At 73.5% G+C, this 14,787-nt stretch carries 14 protein-coding genes; 11 read left to right on the top strand and 3 right to left on the bottom strand.

Annotated features, from left to right (window positions below; genetic code table 11):
* The first annotated feature begins 16 nt into the window (after positions 1-16).
* Positions 17-811 (top strand): thioesterase II family protein, encoded by a 795-nt coding sequence (locus AMK19_RS18035; protein ID WP_083646977.1) that lies wholly within the window; start codon positions 17-19, stop codon positions 809-811.
* A 94-nt stretch (positions 812-905) separates the two neighbouring features.
* Here the strand turns inward: AMK19_RS18035 and AMK19_RS18030 are convergent, their stop codons facing one another.
* Positions 906-1,424: a helix-turn-helix transcriptional regulator gene (locus tag AMK19_RS18030; RefSeq protein ID WP_073812870.1), complete on the bottom strand. Its 519-nt coding sequence runs from the start codon at positions 1,422-1,424 to the stop codon at positions 906-908.
* A 557-nt stretch (positions 1,425-1,981) separates the two neighbouring features.
* Between AMK19_RS18030 and AMK19_RS18025 the strand changes: the two genes are divergently transcribed.
* Positions 1,982-2,425, top strand: a complete 444-nt coding sequence (locus tag AMK19_RS18025) for a Rieske (2Fe-2S) protein (RefSeq protein WP_073812868.1) — start codon at positions 1,982-1,984, stop codon at positions 2,423-2,425.
* 673 nt (positions 2,426-3,098) lie between these two features.
* On the opposite strand, the gene AMK19_RS18020 is transcribed toward AMK19_RS18025, so the two are convergent.
* Positions 3,099-4,136, bottom strand: coding sequence for an aldo/keto reductase (locus AMK19_RS18020; protein WP_073812867.1), 1,038 nt, complete (start codon positions 4,134-4,136; stop codon positions 3,099-3,101).
* Positions 4,137-4,229: 93 nt separating this feature from the next.
* Between AMK19_RS18020 and AMK19_RS18015 the strand changes: the two genes are divergently transcribed.
* Together AMK19_RS18015 and AMK19_RS18010 are read left to right on the top strand one after the other, a co-directional pair.
* Entirely contained in the window at positions 4,230-4,841 is a 612-nt protein-coding gene (locus AMK19_RS18015; protein ID WP_073812865.1) for a TetR/AcrR family transcriptional regulator, read from the top strand.
* Positions 4,842-5,046: 205 nt separating this feature from the next.
* Positions 5,047-6,558 (top strand): M1 family metallopeptidase, encoded by a 1,512-nt coding sequence (locus AMK19_RS18010; RefSeq protein WP_073812863.1) that lies wholly within the window; start codon positions 5,047-5,049, stop codon positions 6,556-6,558.
* Between the two features lie 71 nt (positions 6,559-6,629).
* On the opposite strand, the gene AMK19_RS18005 is transcribed toward AMK19_RS18010, so the two are convergent.
* Positions 6,630-7,349, bottom strand: a complete 720-nt coding sequence (locus AMK19_RS18005) for a TNT domain-containing protein (RefSeq protein WP_073812862.1) — start codon at positions 7,347-7,349, stop codon at positions 6,630-6,632.
* 291 nt (positions 7,350-7,640) lie between these two features.
* On the opposite strand from AMK19_RS18005, the gene AMK19_RS18000 reads away from it, so the two are divergent.
* The 7 genes from AMK19_RS18000 to AMK19_RS17980 all read left to right on the top strand — a co-directional run bounded on the left by AMK19_RS18000 (position 7,641) and on the right by AMK19_RS17980 (position 14,705).
* A complete protein-coding gene (locus tag AMK19_RS18000; protein WP_073812860.1) occupies positions 7,641-8,195 on the top strand; it encodes a hypothetical protein in 555 nt (184 codons plus the stop codon).
* Positions 8,196-8,265: 70 nt separating this feature from the next.
* Positions 8,266-9,177, top strand: a complete 912-nt coding sequence (locus AMK19_RS17995; RefSeq protein WP_073812859.1) for a 2-hydroxyacid dehydrogenase — start codon at positions 8,266-8,268, stop codon at positions 9,175-9,177.
* 215 nt (positions 9,178-9,392) lie between these two features.
* The gene (locus AMK19_RS36030) at positions 9,393-9,545 is read left to right on the top strand and encodes a hypothetical protein (RefSeq protein ID WP_158071921.1); all 153 of its coding nucleotides are present in this window, start codon (positions 9,393-9,395) and stop codon (positions 9,543-9,545) included.
* Between the two features lie 114 nt (positions 9,546-9,659).
* Positions 9,660-9,815, top strand: coding sequence for a hypothetical protein (locus AMK19_RS36545; protein WP_198953360.1), 156 nt, complete (start codon positions 9,660-9,662; stop codon positions 9,813-9,815).
* Positions 9,816-9,916: 101 nt separating this feature from the next.
* The gene (locus AMK19_RS17990; protein WP_073812857.1) at positions 9,917-12,232 is read left to right on the top strand and encodes a DUF4135 domain-containing protein; all 2,316 of its coding nucleotides are present in this window, start codon (positions 9,917-9,919) and stop codon (positions 12,230-12,232) included.
* Positions 12,229-13,425 (top strand): hypothetical protein, encoded by a 1,197-nt coding sequence (locus AMK19_RS17985; RefSeq protein WP_083646972.1) that lies wholly within the window; start codon positions 12,229-12,231, stop codon positions 13,423-13,425. Before AMK19_RS17990 ends, AMK19_RS17985 begins: the two co-directional genes overlap by 4 nt.
* On the top strand, positions 13,422-14,705 hold the full coding sequence (locus AMK19_RS17980) for a JmjC domain-containing protein (RefSeq protein WP_083646970.1): 1,284 nt from the start codon (positions 13,422-13,424) through the stop codon (positions 14,703-14,705). The genes AMK19_RS17985 and AMK19_RS17980 overlap by 4 nt, the downstream gene beginning before the upstream one ends.
* Positions 14,706-14,787: the final 82 nt, after the last annotated feature.

Below are 14,787 nucleotides of genomic sequence, written 5' to 3'. Positions count from 1 at the left end.
GGACCGGAGGTGATTGATGTACCCCGCCACCGCCACCGCCACCGGCCCCGCCCGGTCCGCGGCCCTCGCCGACGTTCCGCGGCAGCTGCCTCCCGGCCGGGTCCGGCTGCTCTGCCTGCCGTACGCGGGCGGAGCCGCCTCGCTCTACCGGGGATGGAGCGCGCTCGCCGACGACCGGGTCGAGGTCTGCCCGGTGGAGCTGCCGGGCCACGGACGCCGGCTGGGCGAGAGCCCGGTCTCCCGACTGCGGTCGCTGGTCGCCCTGCTGGCGACCGAGCTGGAACCGGCGCTGGACCGGCCGTTCGCGTTCTTCGGGCACAGCATGGGCGCGCTGCTGGCGTTCGAGCTCTGCCGGGAGCTGCGGCGGCGCGGTGCGGCCGGGCCGGAGCACCTGTTCCTCTCCGGCGCCTCGGCGCCGGACGCGCCGCGCACCCGTCCGCAGATCCACGCGGCCACCGACGAGGAGGTCAAGCGGGAGCTGCGCTTCCTCGGCGGCACCCCGCCGGAGCTGCTGGACAACCGGGAGCTGATGGAGCTGATGCTGCCCACCCTGCGGGCCGACTTCTCGGTGCTGGAGACCTACCACTACCGCCCGGAGCCCCCGTTGACGGTGCCGATCACCGTCTTCGGGGGCACGGCGGATCCGTCCGTGCGACCGCAGGCACTGCACGGCTGGCGGGCCCAGACCACCGCCAGGGCCCGGCTGGAGCTGCTGCCCGGGGACCACTTCTTCCTGCACGCCTCGGTGGTCGAGATCCTCGGCACGGTCGCCGGGGCCCTCGACGCCGACCCGGTCGGCAACCTGGCGTAGCGCGTGCCGGGTCGGCGGGCAGTCCGCTGCGGGCCCCCCGACCCGGCGGGCCCCCCGACCCGGCGCCCTGCCCGGTGCCGACCCCGTCGCCCGGTCAGGCCGGCTGTCGCAGCCCCTGTTCGACCGCCCTGATCAGCCCGGATTCATAGGCGAGCGCCACCGCGTGGGCCCGACTGCGGACGCTGAGTTTGGTCAGCAGGTGGTGGACGTGCGAGCGGATGGTGGCCGAGGAGACCGAGAGCTTGTCGGCGATCTCCTGGTTGGCGTAGCCCTGCGCCAGCAGGAGCAGCACCTCGGCCTCCCTGTTGGTCAGCGCGTCCGGGGCCAGCGGCAGGTCGCGGTCCTCGGACGCCCGCCACGCCGCCGGGAGCCGGTTCATCCGCAGCGGACCGCAGGTCGGCATGATCAGCGTGTCGTCCGCGGCGGCCACCCGGATGATGTCGGGCAGCGCCTGTGGCCGCCCCCGCGGGTCGAAGACGGCCGCCGCCCCGCAGGTGATCACCTGGTGGGCGACGTCGGGCCGGCAGGCGCCGACGTAGACCAGCCGGCTGACCGCGGAGAGCCGTTCGACCACGGCGCCCCGGAACGGCGCCTCCGCGGAAGCGCTGAGCACCGTGATGTCCGGCTCCAGCTCCAGGGCGAGAGTGTGGGCTATTTCCTCGTCCTGCGTTTCGGCGATGACCGACAGATCGTCGGACAGCTGAAGAAGAGCAGTAATTCCGACACGAATGAGAGAGTCTTCGGCGAGGAGAAGAATTCTGATTTCTCCACCGAATTCTCTTGTACGCTGACCTGAACGCTCCATGTGAACCCCCGTACGGATATGCCAACGAAGCCATTGGGCGCAATGGAATCATCCCGTCACGGGGCTCTGCAAGTATCTGCAAGTCCTGTCAGGACCAGGTCGGTTGTGCTGCGGCGAGGGTGGGGCGGGTGAAGTCGGCTGCCGGTGAGCGGTTGTCGGGCCGGAGCGTGATCGGCGCGCCGAGTCGGGTGTTTGGAATTTCGTTCCGGCGGTGCGCCTGTTCTTCCGGCAGGGCAGGGCAGGGCGGGGCGGGGCGGGGCCGCGCCGCCGGACGGCGGGGGAGTGGCTCGCGGGCGGGCGCCCGCCCGCGAGCCGGCCGCCCGCGACTCCAGTGCCGCTCAAGTCGCCTGTCGGAACATGCTCATGTGACTGACAACGCCTCGGAATCGAAGCCCCCCTCCCGCCGCACCGTGCTGCAGGGCGCCACGGCGACAGGCGTCACCGCGATCGTCGGTGTCACCGCCACGTCCTGCGCGCCCACCACGCACTACACCCCCGGCGCCGTGCCCACGGAACCGGTCTCGCTCGGCAAGCCCAGTGACGTGCCGGTCGGCGGCGGAAAGATCTACGCCGACCAGAAGGTCGTCGTCACGCAGCCCAAGAGCGGTGAGTTCCGCGCCTTCAGCGCGATCTGCACGCACCACGGCTGCCTGGTGACGAAGGTGAAGAAGGGCGCGATCCACTGCCCTTGCCACGACACCGACTTCGACATCGCCGACGGCTCGGTGAAGCACGGACCCGCCAAGGATCCGCTGCCCGAACTCAAGCTCACCATCGACGGCGACAAGATGACGGCAGAGTCCAAGTAGCCGAACTCCCCACAGGCCGACCGGCGTCGGCCCGGACCTCACCCCCGTGGTCCGGGCCGGCGCCGCGTCGTTGCGGGCGGTCTCCGGTCGGGCCGTCGGGCCGTCGGGCCGCCCTGCTCGCCGCGAGCCCGGCCGTCGGGTCGCTCTGTTGTCGCGGGCCGGCCGTCGCGCTGTCGCGGGCCGGTGCCGGTGTGGGCGAGAACCGCGGACGGAACGGCCCGGCGGGAAGCGGGCCGGTGATACGCGGGTGGGCATTGCCCCCACCGCGGGCCCGAAACGGCGCCGCCCCGGCAGCAGGACACCGGGCGGGGCAACCCCGCTGCGGGGCAAGGCCGTTGATACCGGAGCTCGCACGTCCTCGGCCCGGCGGGAAATCCGGAAAATCCCCGCGGAATACCATGTGCGAAGCCGAGAAAATACCCGCGTGCAGAGCGGATTTCCCGGCAGATCGACGGCGAACGGGCATCGTCGAAAATCGAACCGGGCCGCCGCAGTCCGATCGCCGCAGGCGCGGGCCGTCTCTTCGCATGCGTGGTATCGCCGATCGCCTCGCGGGCGGCGGGCAACCCGTTGTTGCGGCACGGCGTGATTGCGCTCGACTGCCGGTGTCCACCCCGCTGCAAGCCGCCTTTCACGCCCGGTCGGGCACCGGCCGGTTTCCTTCCGCCGAACGTCAGCCCGCCATGGGCGGGTTGAGGCGGGCGAAGCCCTCCTGGCGGCGGTAGGGGAAGTAGGGGTACGGCGCCTCGCGGGTGCTCACCGCGTCGAGCCGGGCCACCTGTTCGGGCGTCAGCTCCCAGCCGACCGCGTCGAGGTTCTGCCGGAGCTGCTCCTCGTTGCGGGCGCCGATGATCACCGAGGAGACGGTGGGCCGGCGCAGCAGCCAGTTGATCGCGATCTGCGGGACGGTGCGGCCGGTCTCCTCGGCGAGCGCGTCCAGCACGTCCACCACGTCGTACAGCAGTTCCTCGTCCACCGGCGGGCCGTAGTCCGCGGTGGCGTGCAGGCGGCTGTCGGCGGGGAGCGGGGTGCCGCGGCGGATCCGGCCGGTGAGGCGGCCCCAGCCGAGCGGGCTCCACACCAGCGCGCCGACGCCCTGGTCCCGGCCGAGCGGCATCAGCTCCCACTCGTAGTCCCGGCCGATCAGGGAGTAGTAGACCTGGTTGGCGACGTAGCGGGTGCGGCCGTGCCGGTCGGCGGCGTCCAGCGACTTCATCAACTCCCAGCCCGCGAAGTTGGAGACGCCGGTGTAGCGGATCTTCCCGGCGCGCACCAGGTCGTCCAGGGTGGCCAGCACCTCCTCGACCGGCGTGCCGGCGTCGAAGGCGTGCAACTGGAACAGGTCGATGTGGTCGGTGCCGAGCCGGCGCAGCGCGGCGTCCACGGCGGTGGTGAGCCGGGCCCGGGAGGTGCCGGCGTCCAGCGGGCCGTCACCGGTGGGCAGGCCGGCCTTGGTGGAGATCAGGACCTGGTCGCGGCGGCCCTTGATCGCCTGGCCGAGGACCTCCTCCGACGCGCCGTCGGAGTAGACGTCGGCGGAGTCGAACATGGTCAGCCCCGCGTCGATCGCGATGTCGAGCAGGCGGCGGGCCTCCCGGGCGTCGGTGGCGCCCCAGTTGGCGAACAGCGGGCCGCGGCCGCCGAAGGTGCCGGTGCCCAGCGAGAGGGCGGGGACGACGAGGCCGGATGCGCCGAGGCGGCGGTACTCCATGACAGGTACTCCTTCGCTAACGGGACTATGGTGCCGTTAAGATGGGGAGACCGTAACACGCTGGGCCGCGCTAATGGAACAGGAGTCCCGTTAATGACATCATCGACCCCCGCCGGCATGCAGAGGCCGGGCGGCCGCACCGCCCGGGTCCGGGCCGCCGTGCTGCGCGCCGCCGAGGACGCGCTCGTCGAGGTCGGGTTCGCCGGGTTCGACCTCGGCGACGTCGCCCGGCGCGCCGAGGTCGGGCGCACCACCGTCTACCGGCGCTGGGGAACCGTCGGCGCGCTGCTCGCCGACGTGCTCACCGGCATGGCGGAGCAGTCGCTGCCGCGCGCCCGCACCGGATCGCTGCACGAGGACCTGCGCGCCAACGCCCGCCTGGTCCGGCGCACCCTGGCCGATCCCCGGCAGGGCGCGCTCTTCCGGGCCGTGCTGGTCGCCGCCGCCGGCGATCCGGCCGCCGCCGAGGCGCTGCACCGCTTCTACCGGGTCCGGGTGGCGGAGTGGGCCCCCTGCGTGACCGAGGCCGTCGAACGCGGCGAGGTGCCGGCCGGCACCGACCCGGAGGAGGTCGTCCGCGCCGTCTCCGCACCGCTCTACTACCGGATGCTCACCACGGCCGAACCGCTGGACGAGGCCGCCGCCGACCGGGCCGCCGCTGCCGCCGAAGCCGCCGCCAGGGCGGGCGCCTTCCGCGCCGGCTGACCCGATACGCGGTCAACTCCGGTCGTGTCAAAGGGATTTGACCGATGCTGTGGCAGCCCTGTGCCGCGGCTGTACCGCCGCTGTGCCGCCGCTGTACCGCCGTGTCGACGTTTCATGAAGTTCTCATCGGCGGGGAGTGGAAGGGCGGTCGCCGGGACAAGGATCGAGGCAACCCCGATCGTCCCGATGATCCCTGGAGGACCACGTGCGCAAGAGGTTGATCGTTTCTGCTGCCAGTGCCCTGAGCCTGTTCCTGGCCGTCCCCGCCTCGGCCTCCGGCTTCCAGCCGGGTGCGGACGGCGTGGGAGACCCGTACCTCCCCACCGCGGGCAACGGTGGGTACCGCGTCTCGCACTACGACATCCGGCTGAAGTACCAGCCCACCACCGACGAGCTGGAGGGCACCACGACCATCCTGGCCACGACCACCGAGAACCTCTCCCGGTTCAACCTCGACTTCGTGCTGAAGGTCTCCGAGGTCCTGGTCAACGGGCGGCCCGCGACCTTCGCCACCAGCGGCGACCAGGAGTTGGAGATCACCCCGGCCCGGCCGCTGCCCAAGGGGACCCCGGTCACCGTGGTGGTGCGCTACAAGGACGTGCCGTCGGCCGCGACGTTGTACGACTACAGCGCCTGGCACCGCACCCCGGACGGCGGGGTGGTGTCCGGTGAGCCCTACGGCTCCACCTGGTGGTTCCCCAACAACGACCACCCGAGCAACAAGGCGACCTACGACGTCTCGGTGATGGTGCCGAACGGCACCCAGGTGGTCAGCAACGGCGTGCTGACCAGTACCACTTCGCAGGCGGGCTGGACACGGTTCAACTGGCGCGAGAACAAGCCGCAGGCCACCTACCTGACGACCCTGGCGATCGGGAAGTTCGACATCACCCAGGACACCTCGTCCAAGGGGGTGCCGATCTACAACGCCTACAGCAAGGACCTCGGGGAGGACGCGGCCGCGGCCCGGGCGAGCGTGGAGCGCACCGGCGAGCTGGTGGACTGGCTGAGCGACTACTTCGGCGCGTACCCGTTCAGCTCGGTCGGCGGCCTGGTGCCCAACATCCCGTCCAGCGGCGCCCTGGAGACCCAGACCCGGATCGTCTACGGCCCCGGCCTGTTCGCGGACGGCTCCAACACCTCGGTCGTCGTGCACGAGCTGGCCCACCAGTGGTACGGCGACAGCGTCTCGCTCTCCCGCTGGAGCGACATCTGGCTGAACGAGGGCTTCGCCGAATACGCGCAGTTCCTCTGGTCCGAGCACGAGAACGAGGGCACCGCACAGGAGTTGGCCGACTACGCCTACGCCCGCTACCCGGCCGACCACGTGTTCTGGACCGTCAAGCCGGGCGACCCGGGGGTCGATCACCTCTTCGCCTGGCCGGTCTACCTGCGCGGCGCGATGGCCCTCCAGGCGCTGCGCAACACCGTCGGGGACGAGACGTTCTTCCGCATCCTGAAGGGCTGGCCCACCGAGCGCCGGTACGGCAACGCCACCGTCCAGGACTTCCAGGCGTTCGCGGAGAGGCTCTCCGGCCGGAGCCTCGCCGACGTGTTCACCACCTGGCTGTTCACCCTCGGCAAGCCCGCCGTCGGCCCGGTGCCGAACGCCGCCGCGGCTGCGACCGCGCGCCCGAGTGAGGGGGCGCTGCCGGCGGAACCGAAGTCCTGGAAGAAGATCCAGGACGCCAACTCCGTCCACGCCGGCTGGAAGTGACGCCCACACCCCCGGGCGCGGGCCACACCCCCGGGCGCGGGCCACGCGCCCGGGGGCGGTGCGGCGGGTCGTCAGGCGCCGGTGGGCGTCACCACGCAGTGGTCGGCGGAGACCTCTTCGAGGTACTTCTCCGCGATCAGGACGTCGATCTTGTAGTCCTTGTCGCCCAGTTCGGCGGGCTTGAGCGTCCGGTCGAGCCACTCCTGGATGCCGCCGCCGGGCATGGCGGCGAAGGCCGCGATGTGCCCACGCTGCACGTCGAACGGCTTCAGGGTGTTCAGGCAGTGGTAGACCTTGCCGTTGCTGTCCGGGTTGAGCGTGTCCGGTGTCATCGAGCGCTGGGTGAGCGGCGTGCCGGGGTCGGAGATGTAGCCGCCCTTGAGCTCGCCGAAGCGGTCCAGCTTGGTGCCGACCGGGACGGTCCACCTGGTCTGGTCGACCTTGCCGTCGAGCCGCTGGAAGCCGCGGTCGGCAGGGTACTCCCAGTCGCCGGTGTCCGCCTTGGCGTACAGCTTCACGAAGTTGGTGGCACTCAGCCCGCCGAACCGCTGATATCCCCTCAGGAGGGTCGCGACCGGCTCGGTGTTGGGCAGGACGGCGGGGCCGAGCCGCGGGTCCTTGCAGTAGTAGAGCTCCGGGTGCTCGACCGGCGGGACGGTCCGCACCGGACAGTCGTCCGGGAGAACGCTCCGGACGTCCCCCGGTCGGGCGGCGGCGGTTCCGACGCCTGCCAGGCCGGTCAGCGGCAGGGCGCAGGCGAGTGAGACGGTGAACAACGAGCGAAGACGCATTTCTGGCGCTCCGTGCGAAGAGTGGGACGGGGTGGACGGCTGTCCAGCACGGAACGTAACGGATCGTGCGCGACTCCCTGCGAACCTGTCACGGTTCTTACCTCGGACGGCCCCGGGCGGGGCCTCGCCCTCGGGTCCCGAACCGGCCCGAGGCCGGGATGCCGCCGCGCGGCCGTCCGCTCACCCGGGTGGGGTAGTGGGCGTAACCCCGGGGGGTGGGGGTCGTTGGTCCGCCGAGTTGCCACCGTTTGCCACCGCTTGCCGACGAGAGAACGGGAGAATGCCGACCTCATGACGACCGCTGTCCGCGGCACCCTGCTGGCTGCCGCTCCGTTGCTCTCGCTGGTGCCGCTGATGGCCGACGCCTATGCCCGTACCGGTTCCGACGCGCCGACGACCGACGCCACGTGCGTGTTCAACGGGCGCGGGACGTTCGCCGATGCCGTGGAGCCGGGGGGTGTCAGTGTTCCGGTGGCCGACACCTTGGTCGTGACCGGGACGGTGACCTGCGTGGACCAGGGCGGTGCGCCCGTGGCGTCCGGGAAGTTCGCGCGGACGGTGACGGTGCCGGCGGCGCGGTGCACGGGGGACGAACACGGCGACACCTCCAGCACGACCGTGTACTGGAGCGACACCGCCATCTCCACGTTCGAACTCGACCGGACCGAGGTGGTGAAGGTGAACGGCACCGCCTCACTGGACGTCAGCGGTCATGTCGCCGCGAACAGCGCGCGCTTCGCCGACGACACTGTCCGGGGCCTGGGCACCAGCACCGGCGCCGGCTGCGGCACGTCGGCGGGCGAGCGCGCCGTCGACTCGACGCTCGTGCTCCGCTTCGGCCGCTGAGCCGAGCCGAGCCGAGCGGCGCTGCCGGGCCGCCCGGTCGGGCGGGGTCGGAGGTGGTTAGGGTCGGGGTATGAGTGCTCGCTACCTGCTTCCGTACCCGCCCGAGGAGATCGGGGGTCTGCCCGACGGGCTCGACGCCGTGGTGTGGGACGGGGGTGGGCCGGCGCCGTCGGACGAGGCGGTGCGGGGGGTGGAGTTCTTCTGCCTGCCGTACCTGCGGCACGCCGTCGCGCTTCCGGTGATCGGGCGGCTGCCGGCGTTGAAGGCGGTGCAGACGCTGACGGCGGGGATGGACGATGTGCTGCCGCACGTGCCGGACGGGGTCGTCGCGTGCAATGCGCGCGGGCTGCACGACGCCAGTACGGCCGAACTGGCGGTGACGTTGATCCTCGCCTCGCTGCGCGGCGTGCCGCAGTTCGTGCGCCGTCAGGAGCAGGGGCTCTGGAGGCAGGAGTTCCACCGGTCGCTGGCCGACCGGACGGTGCTCATCCTCGGCTACGGCTCGATCGGGCGGGCGCTCGCCACGCGGCTGGAGCCGTTCGAGTGCGAGGTCGTGAAGGTCGCGCGGCGCGCCCGGCCCGAGGAACGGGTGCACGGGGTGGGGGAGTTGGCGGAGCTGCTGCCGGCCGCGGACGTCGTGGTGCTGCTGACGCCGCTGACCCCGGAGAGCCGTCATCTGGTGGACGCCGGGTTCCTGGCCCGGATGAAGGACGGCGCGCTGCTGGTCAACGTCGCCCGGGGGCCGGTCGTCGACACCGCAGCGCTGCTGGCGGAACTCTCCGCGGAGCGGCTGCGGGCGGCGCTCGACGTCACGGACCCGGAGCCGCTGCCCGCCGACCACCCGCTCTGGCGCGCGCCGGGGGTGCTGATCACCCCGCACGTCGGCGGCCCGAGCAGTGCGTTCCTGCCGCGGGCCAAGCGGGTGCTGCGCGAGCAGATCCTGCGGTTCGAGAAGGGTGAGCCGCTCGCCGACGGACGCTGACCCGCGCGGTCTCCGCACGAACCGTCCGGGTGATGCCGGGCGCGCCGAAATCGGCGTACTGGTGCGTAAGTTGTGTTGACGAAGCGGTCGGGCTGGGCAACACTTGCTGGCGGTCGTGTCATGTCCGCGACCACGGCAGATTCAGTCAACCGCACGGCGCCCGGTCACCGGATGGTGCGGTGGCCTGCCCCGCGCTCTTGTCAGGAGGACCCTCCATGGAAGCTCCTACCCTGCAAGCGTCGCCGGCCGGCACCCTCGTCCTCGACGAGGCGTTCGACCTGGTGGTCGGCGAACTGGAGCAGCTCGCTCCGGAGCACGCGCCGAGTGCCACGACCTGTGGCCTGCACCTCTACTGCGTTCTGCAGTAGGCGTTTTCCGAGTTCGCCTTCTCTCGAAACAGCCCCCCCCGCGCAGCGTAGGGCGTCGAGTCCGTTCGGCCCCCGACCGTCGCCGCGCCACTTCTACCGACAGGGGAAACATCGATGGAGACTTCGACCGCACAGCCGCCGCAGGGCGACACCCTCGTCGCCGACGCGGAGTTCGACCTGGTGATCGGCGAGCTGGAGCAGGGCGCACCGGCCCACCAGCAGTCCACCTGGCCGACCTGCACCCGGATCTACTGCTCCCCCGAGTTCTAGGGCCTGTCCGGCCCGGGGCGCGACGCAGCACCACGCCGCCGCGCGGTGCCGGCCCGGCCGGCCGCGCGGCGGCGTGCATCGACCACCTGACGAGGGGCTGAATGGAACTGCGCGACTTCGGCGGCGCCACCCGCGCGCCCGAACTCCCGTCCGGTACGCGGCGGTTGATGGCGGCGCTGGCCGAGGGCCGGGTGGGCCGGGCGTTCCCGCCGGTGGTCGTCCCCGGGCCGGACGGCACGCTCGCCGTCGACCGCGCACTGGGCGGCCCGTCCGACGCGCGGGCCTTGGCGCACGCGCTGGCCGACGGGCGGTTCGCGCCGCTGCACGAGGTGCTGCGGCGGATCGAGGACTGGTCCGCGGGCGTCGAGGTCGACGCCCGGCAGATCGATCCAAAGGTGCTGCGGCTGGAGAACGCCGACCTGTTCGGGCCGCTGCTCACCGAGGTGCTGGAGACCTGCGCGGACGGACGGCCCGAGTGCGCCGCCGCGTTCGCGGCCCGGCGGGTGGGCCAGTTCCTGGGTTCGCTGATGCTGTTCCTGGAACGGCTGGCCCGCGACCGGCCGTCCGAGCGCCCGGTCACCGGCCTGTGGGCGAGCGGCGAGGAGACCCACAACGGCGGACAGCGGGTGCTGCGCGTCGACTTCGCCGACGGCTCGCGGCTCGCGTACAAGCCGCGGCCGGCCACCGGCGAGACGCTGTTCCTGAACGTCGAGGACTCGGTGTTCGCCCTGCTCGACGCGCTGCCCCCGGCGTCCGGCCCGATCCGGCTGCCGACCCTGCGGAGCCGGCCGGGCAGCGGCCCGGACCGCGCCTGCTACTCCTGGCAGGAGTGGATCGAGCCACCGGACGCGTGGGGCGTGCTGCGCGCCGACGGCGGGACGGTCATGCGCGGCGCCGTCCTCGAACCCGGGGCTGCGGCCCGCTACTGGCACCGCGCCGGGTCGCTGGCCGCCGCCGCGTTCGCGTTCGGGATCACCGACCTGATCGACGGCAACGTGCTGATCGGACAGCGCCCGGAGGACGGCGAACCGCTGCCGTTCCCGGTCGACCTGGAGGCGTACTTCGCCGACCCGAAGCGCCTGTTCGAGACCGGGCTGCTGTTCGACCCCGCAGTCTCCACGCACCACCACGCCGGGCTGGAGAACATTGCGCGCTGGTGCGAACCGGACGGCCCCGCGACCTGCTGGCGCACCCGACCGGACGGCTCGCTGCGACTGGAACGCCGGACCCGGTCGCTGACCCGGACCACGACCCGCACGGTGGTCGGCGACACCGAGGGCCGCACCGGGTACGGCCCGCACCTGACCGCCATGCTGCGCGGCATGTTCGACGCCTGGACCCTGATGTGCCGCAACCGCGCCCGGATCGCCGAGTTCCTCGCCGAACGGGCCGCCGGACACGTGCTGCGAGTGATCGCCCGCCCGACGGCCGAGTACCCGGACGGCGGCGAAGTCCCGTTCACCACCGGCGAGTCGGAGCAACTCGGCCGCGGCGACGTGCCGTACTTCTTCCGCACGGCCGACGGCGGCCCGCTGCTCGCGATGCGGATGCCGCCCGGCCGCGAACTGCGCACCGAACCGGCCGACGCCCCGACGCGGGGCGAGGGCGCCCTGCCGCCGGTCGCCGCCGTCCGCGAAGGCGGCAAACTGGACCTCGCCGGCCTCGGCATCGCCCTGCGCGACGCCGTCGAACACGTCCACGGCGACCTCGATCCGCAGCGGACCGAACTGCACGACCCCGACCGCGGGGTGCGGCTCGTGCTGCGCGGCCCGCGCGAGGGCGAAGCGTCCTTCGACTGGCCGGAGGCCTCCCGCCGCATCACCTACCGGTGGAACGAGACGACACTGCGGCTGCACATCGACCCGCTCGGCGACCCGCACGCCGACGAGATCCGCGACCGGCTGCTCCGGCTGGGCCGGCTCGACGCCTCGCTGCGCACCCCCTGGGCCGCCGGAGGCTTCACCGACCCCGAGCTGGAGGCGAAACTCGACCGGCTGACCGGCACCGGGATCGGCTGGCTGCGCGGCGTGGTCGCCGAACACGGCTGGCCCGGCCGGAGCCTGGTCGGCGCGGAGGCCGCCGCGGCGGCGAGCGCCCTGCTCCAGCACCACACCGGCGACCTCGCGTTCCTGCGCGCCTGCCTCACCCTGATCGAGGCCGCGGCCGAACGCGGCGACATGCTCCGCAGCGACGTCGCCTACCTCACCGACTCGCTGCGCCGCGCCGAGGGCGGCCGCCAGCTGTACGGCACCAAGTTCGAACGGGCGCCGGGCGGCGAACTGCGGCCCTGCCCGATCGAGGACGCGGACCGGGTGGACGAGCGCCGCGCCGCCGCCGGCCTCGGCCCGCTCGCCGACTACGCCGCCCTGCTCGCCGCGAAGTACCCGGCGCCCGAGCCCGAAGGAGCCCGGGCGTGACCGCCGCGGACCGGACCGGACCGGCCCTGGCCCGCGTCTGGGGCAAGGAACCCGCCCTGCTCCCGGCGGCCGCCCCGGCGGACCCGGCGCACCTGCACCGCACGATCGTCGCCGCCTGCGAGCCGTTCCGGGCCGGCACGGTGTTCCGGGCCCTGCCGCAGGTCCGCCTGCAGACCCCGTTCGGCTGGCTCGGCGCGCCCGGCCGGCTGCTGCCCGACGCCGCCGAGAGCGCGGCCGACCACCGGGCCAGGCTGCGCCGCGAACCGCCCGGCAGCGGGACGGACGCCGGCTACCTGCTGAGCGTCCGTCAAGGCCTGCACCTCGACCCGGCGCTGTGGTCGGCGGTCCGCGACGCCCTGGCCGAACTGTGGCGGCACGTCGGTAGGCCGTGCCTGCCGGTCGAGGCCGAGCTGACCGAGGGGGACGACTTCACCCGCGTCCGGGGCCTCGCCGCCCCCTCCGGACACGCCGTGCTGACCTGGGTGACGGCCGGCGCCCTGGAGGCCGAACTGCACCGGGAGGACGGGGAGTTGCGCGTCCTGCGGGCCACTGCGGGTGAGTTGCTGTACTGGCCGGAGGGCACCCGCTGGCGCGAGCGCCACCTCGACGGCTGCCTGACGCTGCGGATCTCCGTCCCCCGCGCGCAGCACCTGGCGACCGGCGTCGTCAAGGACCTGCTGGCCGAGGAGGTCCGGGGCCGGCTGGCGTACGACGGCACGGTGCCGCACCTGCCCTGGCCGCCGCCCGCCGACCGGCCGCTCGGCCCGGCCGCGCCGGTGGGCGCCGTCGGCGAGGCGGTCCGCGCGGCCGCCGGGGGCGAGGAACTGGCCGCCGCCCTGCGCGTCCGGTGGGCGGCCTGGTGCTCCTCGGCCGGGCTGGACCCGGTGCCCGAGCCGCGCGCCGACGTCCCGCTCGCGCCCGGGCAGCGGCTGCGGGTGGTGAGCGACATCGTCCGGGTGCCGGACGGGCCCGGCCGATGGATCTGGGCCGTCAACGGGCACGCCTTCCCGATCGGCGGGGCCGCCGGGGAACGGATCGCCCGACAGCTCGAGCCCGGCCGCGAACCGACGGTCGGCGAACTGTGCCGGGCGGTGGGCGCCGACGAGCACAACGGCGCCGTGACCGCCCTGCTGCGCACGCTCCACCGACTGCGCGGAGTCGACCTGACGGACGGCGGGAGGGCGGACGGATGACCACCACCCCCGTGAGCGACCTGGACGTCGTCCGGGGCCCGCTCGACTGGGACGAGTTCGCCGCACGCCACTGGGACCGGCGCCCGGTGCTGATCAAGGCCGTCCGCCCGGCGCCGTTCGAGCTGCCCGAGGTCTTCGCCGCCGCCACCCTCGCCACCCGTCCGGCCGGCCCGTACCTGCTGCCGCCGAACGCCCAGTTCGCCGTCGGACGCTTCCAGCAGACCGAGCCCGCCGACTGGTTCCCGCGCGCCGAGGACGGCACCTTCGACGGCTACCGGCGGCGACTGGACGGCGAGTTGGCGGCCTTCTCGGCGGAGCGGCGGTACGCGCTGGTCGTGCACGCCTTCCACGCCTTCCACGCCGGGCAGTGGGAACGCCAGCGGGCGTTCTTCGAACCCCTGTGGGAGCGCTCCGGGCTGCCGCTGTCGGGGGCGATCACCACGCTCTTCCACGGCAACTACGAGCACACCCCGGTCGGCGTCCACCAGGACCGCTTCGCCACCTTCATGTTCGCCGTCGAAGGCCGCAAGCGGATGCGGTTCTGGCGCCGGCGCCCGTGGACCGAGCCGGTGACCACCAAGCTGGACTACCGGGCCCACCTGGCCGACTCGTTCACCGCCGAGCCGGAGCCCGGCGACCTGCTGTACTGGCCCGCGGACTACTACCACGTCGGCGAGAGCGTCGACGGCCGCGCCGCGACCAGCGTCAACGTCGGCGTGCCGCGCGGCGAGCACCGCGCGGTCTACGACGTGGAGGACCTGCTGCTGGGCAGGTCCCCGGACGCGACGGTCGACCCGGACGCCGCCCTGGTGCGGCTGCCCGCCGCCACCGCGCCGCTGTCGGCGCCCGAACCGCCGGCGGACGGCGCGCTGCCCGAAGCGCTGGAGCAGACCCTGCGCGTCTTCCGCGAGTACCTCGACCCCGACCGGATGCGCGAGCAGGTCGCCACCGCCTCGCTCGCCACCTGGAGCGCATCCGGCCTCTGCCCCGCCCCGCCGCCCGGGACGCCCCGCCCGCTGGCCGACACCACGACGGTCCGGGCCCGCGCCCGGGTGCTGTACGAGCCGCTCGGCGCGGCCCTGCTGTGCGCCGCCAACGGGCACGTGCTGCGCAGCCCGCTGACGCGGCAGCAGGCGGAACCGCTGCTGCACCGCCTCGCCGAACGGACGCCCGTCCCCGTCGGCGAGCTGCTGGCGGGCCTGCCGCCGACCGCTCGCGAGGACGGCCGCCGCCTGCTGGAGACGCTGGAGGGCTTCCGGGCGCTGACCCGCGACCGGTGAGCGGGCGGCCCGTCCGCGGCGCCCGGGCGGCGGACCGGCTGTCCGGCCGTGCGGGAGACCCGGGGACCTCGTCGAGAACTCC

This window comes from Kitasatospora sp. CB01950 (genome assembly GCF_001905465.1).
Classification (GTDB): Bacteria; Actinomycetota; Actinomycetes; order Streptomycetales; family Streptomycetaceae; genus Kitasatospora.
Note: the sequence above shows the minus strand (reverse complement) of the source record. Positions and strands in the feature narration are given on the sequence as shown.

Excerpts from the sequence above, each read along its gene's own strand:
- AMK19_RS18020 (WP_073812867.1), bottom strand. The coding sequence starts at position 4,136 with ATGGAGTACCGCCGCCTCGGCGCATCCGGCCTCGTCGTCCCCGCCCTC.
- AMK19_RS36545 (WP_198953360.1), top strand. The coding sequence starts at position 9,660 with ATGGAGACTTCGACCGCACAGCCGCCGCAGGGCGACACCCTCGTCGCC.
- AMK19_RS17980 (WP_083646970.1), top strand. The coding sequence starts at position 13,422 with ATGACCACCACCCCCGTGAGCGACCTGGACGTCGTCCGGGGCCCGCTC.
- AMK19_RS18000 (WP_073812860.1), top strand. The coding sequence starts at position 7,641 with ATGACGACCGCTGTCCGCGGCACCCTGCTGGCTGCCGCTCCGTTGCTC.
- AMK19_RS17995 (WP_073812859.1), top strand. The coding sequence starts at position 8,266 with ATGAGTGCTCGCTACCTGCTTCCGTACCCGCCCGAGGAGATCGGGGGT.
- AMK19_RS36030 (WP_158071921.1), top strand. The coding sequence starts at position 9,393 with ATGGAAGCTCCTACCCTGCAAGCGTCGCCGGCCGGCACCCTCGTCCTC.
- AMK19_RS17990 (WP_073812857.1), top strand. The coding sequence starts at position 9,917 with ATGGAACTGCGCGACTTCGGCGGCGCCACCCGCGCGCCCGAACTCCCG.
- AMK19_RS18005 (WP_073812862.1), bottom strand. The coding sequence starts at position 7,349 with ATGCGTCTTCGCTCGTTGTTCACCGTCTCACTCGCCTGCGCCCTGCCG.
- AMK19_RS18035 (WP_083646977.1), top strand. The coding sequence starts at position 17 with ATGTACCCCGCCACCGCCACCGCCACCGGCCCCGCCCGGTCCGCGGCC.
- AMK19_RS18015 (WP_073812865.1), top strand. The coding sequence starts at position 4,230 with ATGACATCATCGACCCCCGCCGGCATGCAGAGGCCGGGCGGCCGCACC.